At 71.8% G+C, this 8,583-nt stretch carries 6 protein-coding genes; all 6 read left to right on the top strand.

Features of this window, described 5'->3' with window-relative positions; all coding sequences use genetic code 11:
* Positions 1-106: 106 nt before the first annotated feature.
* Positions 107-2,344 (top strand): hypothetical protein, encoded by a 2,238-nt coding sequence (locus tag ACFWBW_RS19430; RefSeq protein ID WP_385373996.1) that lies wholly within the window; start codon positions 107-109, stop codon positions 2,342-2,344.
* Positions 2,345-2,553: 209 nt separating this feature from the next.
* Entirely contained in the window at positions 2,554-2,952 is a 399-nt protein-coding gene (locus tag ACFWBW_RS19425) for a hypothetical protein (RefSeq protein WP_385373994.1), read from the top strand.
* Positions 2,949-3,728, top strand: a complete 780-nt coding sequence (locus tag ACFWBW_RS19420; RefSeq protein WP_385373992.1) for a transcriptional regulator — start codon at positions 2,949-2,951, stop codon at positions 3,726-3,728. The genes ACFWBW_RS19425 and ACFWBW_RS19420 overlap by 4 nt, the downstream gene beginning before the upstream one ends.
* A 71-nt stretch (positions 3,729-3,799) precedes the next feature.
* Positions 3,800-4,252 (top strand): roadblock/LC7 domain-containing protein, encoded by a 453-nt coding sequence (locus ACFWBW_RS19415; RefSeq protein WP_385373990.1) that lies wholly within the window; start codon positions 3,800-3,802, stop codon positions 4,250-4,252.
* Positions 4,253-4,384: 132 nt separating this feature from the next.
* Positions 4,385-4,759: a hypothetical protein gene (locus ACFWBW_RS19410; RefSeq protein WP_383946723.1), complete on the top strand. Its 375-nt coding sequence runs from the start codon at positions 4,385-4,387 to the stop codon at positions 4,757-4,759.
* 162 nt (positions 4,760-4,921) lie between these two features.
* Positions 4,922-8,485, top strand: coding sequence for a CDP-glycerol glycerophosphotransferase family protein (locus ACFWBW_RS19405; protein WP_385373988.1), 3,564 nt, complete (start codon positions 4,922-4,924; stop codon positions 8,483-8,485).
* Positions 8,486-8,583: the final 98 nt, after the last annotated feature.

Raw genomic sequence — 8,583 nt, 5'->3', positions numbered from 1 at the left:
AGGGCAGGGATACTGGACGTTCGATCGGGACAGATCGGATGAGGCAGCGTCTGTGACGGGGTTGTTGGACATGGAGCGCACAGCACAACCGGCTCGCTTATCCCCGTTGAAGGAGGGCCTTCCACCGGAGAAGCGGGCCTTCGTCGAGGACATCCGCGGCATGTTCCAGGCTCTGGGCGTCAGCGTGCGCCGCTACGCCGCACGCCGGCACATGGACCCCAGTACGGTGACCCGCTACCTCAACGGGGAGCGGGTTCCCCCCTGGGACTTCGTCGCCGGGGTCCTCGCCGACCTGCGCGAGGCCGACGCGCCCCTCACCTTCGAAGCCGAAGGCGCCCTGCGCACTCGGCACCGCGAGGTCGTCGCCTCCCATCGCAACAGGGAGAAGCAGACGCTGCAGGATCGCCTGGCAGAGGCCGACGAGGAGACCCGCCGCATACGGACCCGTCAGCGCGCCCTGGAAGAGGCCCTGATGGACCGCACCCAGCGGTTGGCCGAGGCCCACGGACGCTGTCGGCAACTCGCCGTGGACCTCGAGGAACAGCGGCTCGCCCACCGCAACGACCTGGAACTGTGGCAGGGCGAGTTCGACGAGCTGGAGAACGAGTGCCGTGACCTCGGGCTCCAGGTGGTCTACCTCCGCGAAGCCCTGGCCGTGGCCCGGGCGGAGCTGATCGCGGCCGAGGACCAGTGCCACCACCTGGAGATCCAGCTGGAGCAGGCGCAGGACCCGGAGACCGGGCCGGCCGGCCGCGTCTCGCTGATGGCCGTGCTGGAGGAGACCGACCGCAGCGCCTCCGTGGCGGAGCTGATCACCGTCGTCGCCGATCTGGAGTCGCGCACCCAGCGGGCCATGGCCAGCGAACTCGTCTCCTCGGTCAGCCGGTCCCGCGAGGTCCAGGAGGTCGCCGTTCTGCTGGCGGGCCTCCAGAACGCGGGCCTCCACGCGCACGCCGAGGCCGCTCTGCCCGCGCTGGTCATGACGCGCTCGGTGGAGGACACCTGCGCGCTGATGGTGAACCTGCACCACGCGGGCCTGGAAGAGCACTTGGTCCAGTTGCTGCGCGCCTCGGTCCAGCTACACACCCCGCGCGATGTGGCCGTACTGGTCCGTGGCCTGCACGCCGGCGGCCTGCTGGAGCAGGCGGCGACCCTGCTCGGAGCCGCCTGTGCGACCCGGCCGGTGCCGGACGTGGTTCCGCTGCTCACGTGGCTGGTCGGCACCGGGCTGGACGCGTCGATCGCCGCCGCCGTCGATGCGGTCGCCGTCGAACGCACCGTCTACGACATCGTGGACCTGAGCTGCGCCCTCACGGAGGCGGGCATGCATCCGGTCAAGAGCGCGTTGCTCACCGCGGCGGCGACGCGGCGCTCCGCCTATGACGTGGCGGCGCTCGCCGAGGCCCTTTCCCGGGCGGGCCTGCGCCAGGATGCGGAGGACGTCTTCCGCACGACACAGGGCCAGACCGTCGAGCACCTGCTCGCCCTCGTCTGCGCCCTGCAGGCCATGAACAAGCACCACGTCGCGACCGCCGTCGTCAACCAGGCCATCTTCTCCCGGCCGACGGCCGACACCTGCCTGCTGATCACGGACATGCACGCCATGGGCCGCCACCAGCAGGCCTCGGAAGCGCTGATCACGGCCTTGCGGAGCGTCGCCTCCGGCGAGTTGCCACAGCTCCTGGACGGCCTCGACCGCACCTCCCCCGGTGCGAAAGCCCTGCTGGAGAGCGCCGCGCGGACCGCCGGGCCGAAGGAAGCCGCCGCGGTGGCCGCCGGCCTGGAGGCGAACGGGCTGACCGAGTACGCCCGTACCGTCTTCACCAGCATCGTGCGCGGGCGGCCCACCGGGCACGTCGCCTGGTTCCTGATCCACCTGCACCAGGCCCGGTCCGCGTTCGCGGGGAGCGTCTTTCTCGTCGGGGAGGCACGGAGCGGCCCGCCCGCGGCGATGGCACCGCTCCTGCTCGGCCTCGGAGCCGCGGGGCTGAAGGGGGAGCTGGCCTCGCTGCTGCAGGTCCTGGTGCACCGGGACGTGGAGGAGATCGTGCTCCTCCTGCGGCAGCTGGCACGCCTCGGCAGCGCCGCCGGCCCGGAGCGCCCCTCGATCGGCGTCCACCTCGTGGAAGAGGCCGCGCAGTCCAGATCCGTGCCGGACCAGGTGGGGCTGGTGCTGGCACTGGAGGCGGCCGGGCTCCTGCGTGACGCCGCGGCGCTGGTGCAGGCAGCCACCGGGCGCGGGGGCCGGAGCTTCACCGAGGCCCTGCGCAAGGAACGCTCGAAGCACCACCAGAGGGTTCTTTCCAGGTCGTTCTGGCAGCGTACGGGGCCCCCGGTCGGGTGAAATGGTGTGTGGAGGCGTGCCGCTCTGGGGGTGTCGTCGCAGTAATGATCAAAAGGGGTGGGGTTCCGGCCAAGCTGTCACGTGCCATCGCGCATGTTCCAGCGGAAAATGCCAGAACGCCCTTCCGCAGTGTGGAAGTTGAGTAAGTTCCCTTCTGTCGCGCCGTACGACCGTGCACCACGCACGGTCCGGCCGGGAGGGGAGCCCGCGTGCCCGGGATCGACGAATGCCTGCTCGAAGCCATGGCCCTGCCAGGTGCCAGGGGGGCCGCGCTGGTCGACTGGAGCAGCGGACTGGCCCTCGGCACCGCCGGGGAATCACCGGTGGGGGACCACGAGACCACCGCGGCCGAGACCGCCGAACTGGCCCGGGCGGCCGCCGAATACGAGTCCTTCGCCCCGGGCGGTGACGGGGCGCAGGACGCCGCCGGGCCGCCCGTGGAGGACCTGATCGTCACCACCCGGACCGGGTACCACGTGCTCCGCTTCGTCGAGACCAGCTTCGACAGCAGCGTTTTCCTGCACCTGTGGCTCGACCGGACCGACGGCAACCTCGCCCTCGCCCGGCACAGACTCCGGGCCCTGGCCGAGGAGCTGGTGCTGAAGTGACCGCCACCGCTGTTGCCGCCGTCTCCCCGCTGCTCACCCGGCTCGCCGCCGAACGGGCGACCGGCGCCCTGTTCCGCGAGCGCGGCACCCTCTTCCTGGAGGACGGCCGCGTGGTGCACGCGGAGAGCCCGGCGACGCCCGGACTCGACGTCCTGCTCACCACCGGCGGGGGCCTCACACCCGAGCGCTGGACCGACGCCGTGAACCAGGCCGGAGCCCGCCGCCAGGTCGCCCGCTTCCTCGTCGACAGCGGCGGGCTCGCAGGCGGCGAACTGGAGATATGCCACCTCGCCGCGATCTTCGACGCCGCCTTCTTCGCGCTGTCCCCGGGCAGCGGGCCCTCCCGCTTCCGGCGCGGGGCCACCCACTGGATCGGCTCCGTCCGCTCCGTTCCGGCCGCCGCCGTCGAGCGGGAGACCTGCCGCCGCCGGGAACTGCTCGACGCGGTCTGGCCCTATCCGCTGCTGGACACCTCCCCGGTGGTGCCCCGCCCCGCCGCCCCCGGCCAGACCATCACGGCACGCCAGCGGATCCTGCTGGACCGGGCCGACGGGGTGCGGACACCGGCGGACCTCGCCTGGGTGCTGGGCCGGCCGGCCTTCCACACCCTGCTCGACGTACGACGCCTCGCGGCGGCCGGGCTGGTCGAGACCCCGCACGCGCCGGCACCCGCCGCCGCCGCGGAGACGCCGCTGCCCGACTGGATGACGCAGGCGCAGTCCCCGGACGTGGCGTTGCTGCGCCGGTTACGCGACGCACTGGAGGCAAGCCTGTGAGGCTCCCGCTGCGAGCCGCCCAGCGCGGCGACCGTTCCGAGCGGCGGCAGTCCGAAAGGAGAAGGTCCGACATGAGTACGGTGCCCGCCGAAGCCGAGGCCGAGATACTCGCGGAGCTCCGACGGCTGCGGGCCCGCGTTCCGCAGCTGGGCGGGGCGCTCGCCGCGAGCGTCGACGGCCTGGTCCTGGCCCACGACAGCGCCGCCACCGAGGCGGAATCCGTGGCCGCCCTGACCGCCGCGGCCCTCGGAGTGGCCCAGCGGCTCAGCGACTGCACGGGGCAGGGCGGGTTCCGCGAGCTGCTCGTGCGCGGAGAGGACGGCTACGTCGCCACCTACGCGGCGGGCGACGCGGCCGTACTGACCCTGATCGCGGAGCCGCGCGTCAACGTCGGCCGGCTCCACCTGGAGGCCCGCCGCTCCAGCCTGCGCATAGCGGAGCTGATCGACCACAGCCTCGGCCGGCGCGGCCCGTCCCCGGGCACGCCCACGGGTGCGGCTCCGGGCACCGGCCAGGACTCCTGATCCCCTCGAACTCCCCTCGACCACGTACATCCGTACCGACCGACCGACCGATCGACCGAACGAACTGCACTGACCGAAAGCGCCCGGGAAACAGAAGAGCGCCCAGGAAACCGAAGAGAAAGAGGAATTGTCATGGCCAACGTGGAAACATCGCTCAAGGAAGCCACCACCAGTATCGAGGGCGTGCTCGGCGTCGCCCTGGTCGACTGCGGCAGCGGTATGGCTCTCGGCACCATCGGCGGTGGAAAGGATCTTGACCTCACGGTCGCCGCCGCGGGCAATACCGACGTGGTGCGGGCCAAACTCCGCACGATGGAGATGCTCGGCCTGAAGGACGAGATCGAGGACATCCTCATCACCCTCGGAAGCCAGTACCACCTGATCCGGCTCCTCAAGGGCCGGGGCTCCGCGGGGCTCTTCCTCTACCTCGCGCTGGACAAGACGCGGGCCAACCTCGCCATGGCCCGCCACCAGCTGAAGAAGATCGAGGCGGAGCTGGAAGTCTGATCCGGTGACGGCGAGGTGGCGGGCGGCTGAATTCATTGCCGCCCGCCCCGGCGGCCTATTGCATATGCCCGAGAGAACCGATTTTCACCGGTTCGTTACGGAGTAAGGTGCAGCAATCGGCTGATCGTCGCTCATGTCATCAAGCTGGAGAATTCGTCCCCCATGCCTTCGCGCCTGAGTATCGTCGTACCCGTCTACAACGTCGAGCTGTATCTCGACGAGTGTCTGGAATCCATAGCAGCACAGACATTCGGTGACTTCGAAGTGGTTCTCGTCGACGACGGATCCACCGACGGCAGCGCGGCGATCGCCCAGGCATTCGCCGACCGTGACGCCCGCTTCCGGCTGGTCCTCCAGAAGAACGCGGGACTCGGCGCGGCCCGCAACGCGGGCGCCCGCGCGATCAGTCCGGGTACCGAGTACCTGGCCTTCGTCGACAGCGACGACACCATGCCGCCGGACGCCTACCAGCGCCTGATCGACGCCCTCGACGAGACCGGCTCCGACTTCGCGGCCGGCAACGTCAAGCGCTTCCGCTCCGTCGGCATGCAGCAGTCCTGGGGCCACCGCGCCGCCTTCCGCACGACCCGGCTGAAGACCCACATCTCCAAGTTCCCGGCGCTGGTCACCGACCGCACCGCGTGGAACAAGGTCTACCGGCGCAGCTTCTGGGACGAGCACGCCTTCCAGTACCCGGAAGGCATCCTCTACGAGGACGCCCCCGTCTCCATTCCGGCGCACTACTTCGCCAAGAGCGTCGACGTCATCGCCGCGTGCGTCTACCACTGGCGAGTCCGGGAGACCGGCGAACGCTCCATCACCCAGCGCTCCACCGACCCGGTCTCGGTCATCGACCGGGTCGCCTCCGTCCGCCTGGTCCGCGAGGCCCTCCAGAGCAAGCAGGGTGCCGACTACGCCCGCTACCTGCGCGACTACGACCGCAACGTGCTGATCGAGGAACTCCCGCTCATCTACAAGCACGTCGCCGAGGCGGGCGCCGACTTCCGTGCCGCCTTCGCCGAGGAGGCCGGCGGCCTCGTCCGGGAGATCGGCACCGGGCCGTGGCCCGACCTGGCGGTCGCGGACCGGCTCAAGGCCTACCTCGCCGGGGAGGGCCGGATCGAGGAGTTCGTCGCCCTCCTCCACCACCAGCGCGACTTCACCTTCAGCGTGCCGGTCAGGGGACTGACCCGCCCGAAGGCCGCCTACCCGTTCCTCAAGGCGCCGGTCCCCGCCGAGGTCCTCACCCTCGGCCCGCACGAACGCCGCGTCGTCAGCCGCGTGGAGGAGGCCCGCTGGGCCGACGGCAAACTGCTGCTGCGCGGCTACGCCCTGCCCGGACACCTGGGCGCCGAGAGCCGCCTCGGCTCGCGCAAGATGCTGGTCCTGCGCGAGAAGGGCAAGGGCCGCCGGACCGTCGTCACCACCCGTACGGTCGCCTCGCCGACGGCCACGGTGAACTCCGCGCACCTCGCCCTGCGCCACGCCGACTGGGCCGGCTTCACCGCCGTCATCGATCCCACCGCCTTCCGGACGGGCGGCACGTGGCGCGAAGGCGTATGGGGCACCTCCGTCTTCGTCACCGGAGCCGGGGGCCTGTACCGCGACCGGCTCAAGGGCGGCGAGCACGACAGTGGGCAGAACCCGCCCGCGCACTGGGTCGCCCCGGACGTGCGGATCGTCCCGAGCACCACCGGTTCCTTCAGCGTCCGGGTCGAGATCGTCCGCGCCCGCGCCCTCGACGTCCGCCCGGCCGGCGACGGAGCCGTCGAGGTGTCGGGCGAACTCGCCGCCGAGGTCGGGGCCGGCGCCGCCCTGCGCGCACAGTACGCCTCCTCCGGAACCGTGCTCAGCTTCCCGCTGGAGACCGCCCCCGCCCTCACGGGCGGCCGGATCCCCTTCACCGTCCGCCTGCCGCTGGCCGATCTGGCCGCCGTCCCGGGGGTTCCGGGCGCCCTCGGCGAGTGGACGCCGAAGCCGTGGAAGCTGTCCGTGACCGGCGCCGACGGCACCGAGCACCGGCTGGCGCACGACGAGCGCGCCGGGTTCGCCGGACTGGTCGTCGCGCTGCCCGGAGACGAGCCCGGCCGGTCCCTGTTCGCCAAGCGCGACACCGCCGGACACCTCGCCCTCTCGGTGCAGTTCTCCCCGCCGCTGATCGACACCGTCGAAGCCGAGGACGGCTCCCTGACACTCCGGGGCCGGTTCGCCGCACCCCTGGACGAGCCCTACGAACTGGTCCTGCACAACTCCTCCGGCCTGGAGTTCAGCTACCCCGTCACCCGTGACGGCGACACCTTCACCGCCTCCTTCGAGCCGGTGCTCCCCGAGAGCCGCGCCGGCCGCACCCCGCTGCCGCAGGGCCGCTGGTGGCCAACGCTGCGTCCGGCCTCCCGGGGCGGGGCCACCGCGGGCCTGGTGGGCGTGGACAGGGGCGCCCCGCTGCAGTTCGCTCCGACAGCGCTGCACTCGGGTCCCCACGCCGTCACGGCCGTGGGCCGCCTGATGCGCGTCGAATGCCGCCTCCACGACCGCGTCGTGCTGGTCGCGGACCCGATGGCCGGCCCGCACGACCGCTCGCGCTACGCGCAGCGGATCGCGCGCGACGTGACGTACCCGGCGCAGAGGGCCCTCCCGGTCAAGGACATCGTGGTCTACGACGCCTTCCAGGGGTACGGCGCCGGCGACTCGCCCCGCGCCATCCACGAGGAACTGCTGCGGCGCGGCGAGGACCTGGAACACGTCTGGCTGGTGCGCGACGGCCGGGCCGAGGTCCCGGAGACCGCCCGCGCGGTCCCGTACGACAGCCTCGAATCCTGGGACCTGCTGGCGCGGGCCCGGTACTACGTGGTCAACGACAGCGTGCCGCGGGCCTTCCGCCGCCGCCCCGGCCAGACCGTCGTGCAGACGTGGCACGGTACGCCGCTGAAGCAGATCGGCCACGACTTCGTGCACGACTACTACACCAGCCCCGAGGTGCTGGACGCGCTGGCGCACGACAGCGCCCAGTGGTCGCTCCTCGCCTCCCCGGGCTCGTACGCCACGCCGGTCCTGAAGCGGGCCCTCGGCTACGACGGCGAGGTGATCGAGTCAGGCAGCCCGCGCACGGACGCGCTGGTGCGGCCCGATGCGGAGCGCATAGCCGATGTCCGCCGGAGGCTGGGCCTGCCGGAGGGCAAGAAGGTCGTCCTGTACATGCCCACGTGGCGGGAGAACCGCCTGGGCTGGACGCTCAGCTCCGGCTACAGGCTCGACCTGCGGATCGACCTGGAAGCGGCCCGCCGCGAGCTCGGCGAGGACCACGTCCTGCTGATCCGCGGCCACCACAAGGTCACCGAGCAGGTGCGCGACGGCGTCCGCGACGGGTTCGTCGTCGACGTGTCGCGCTGGCCGGACCCCACTGACCTGCTGCTCGTCGCCGACGTGCTGATCTCGGACTACTCCTCCGCGATCTTCGACTTCATGCACACCGGCCGGCCGGTCCTGCTCTTCGCGTACGACCTGGAGCACTACCGGGACACGCTGCGAGGCTTCACCTTCGCCCTGGAGGAGAAGGCCCCGGGCCCGCTGCTCAGGGACTCGGCGAGCCTGATCGAGGCCGTGCGGAACGCGGACGCGGTGGGCGCGGAGTACGCGCGGGCGCGGGCGGCGTTCCGGGAGGAGTTCTGCGACCTGGACGACGGTCGGGCGGCCCGGCGGGTCGTCGATCGCATGCTCGAGATGTAGCCGCGCGGCGGAGGCCGCCGCCGATTACTGGATCAAGGACAAGGTCGGATGGCCCCGGCAGGGAATCCCGGCCGGGGCCATCGAGCTGATCTCCGACC

Source organism: Streptomyces sp. NPDC059957, from assembly GCF_042730015.1.
GTDB lineage: Bacteria > Actinomycetota > Actinomycetes > Streptomycetales > Streptomycetaceae > Streptomyces.
Note: the sequence above shows the minus strand (reverse complement) of the source record. Positions and strands in the feature narration are given on the sequence as shown.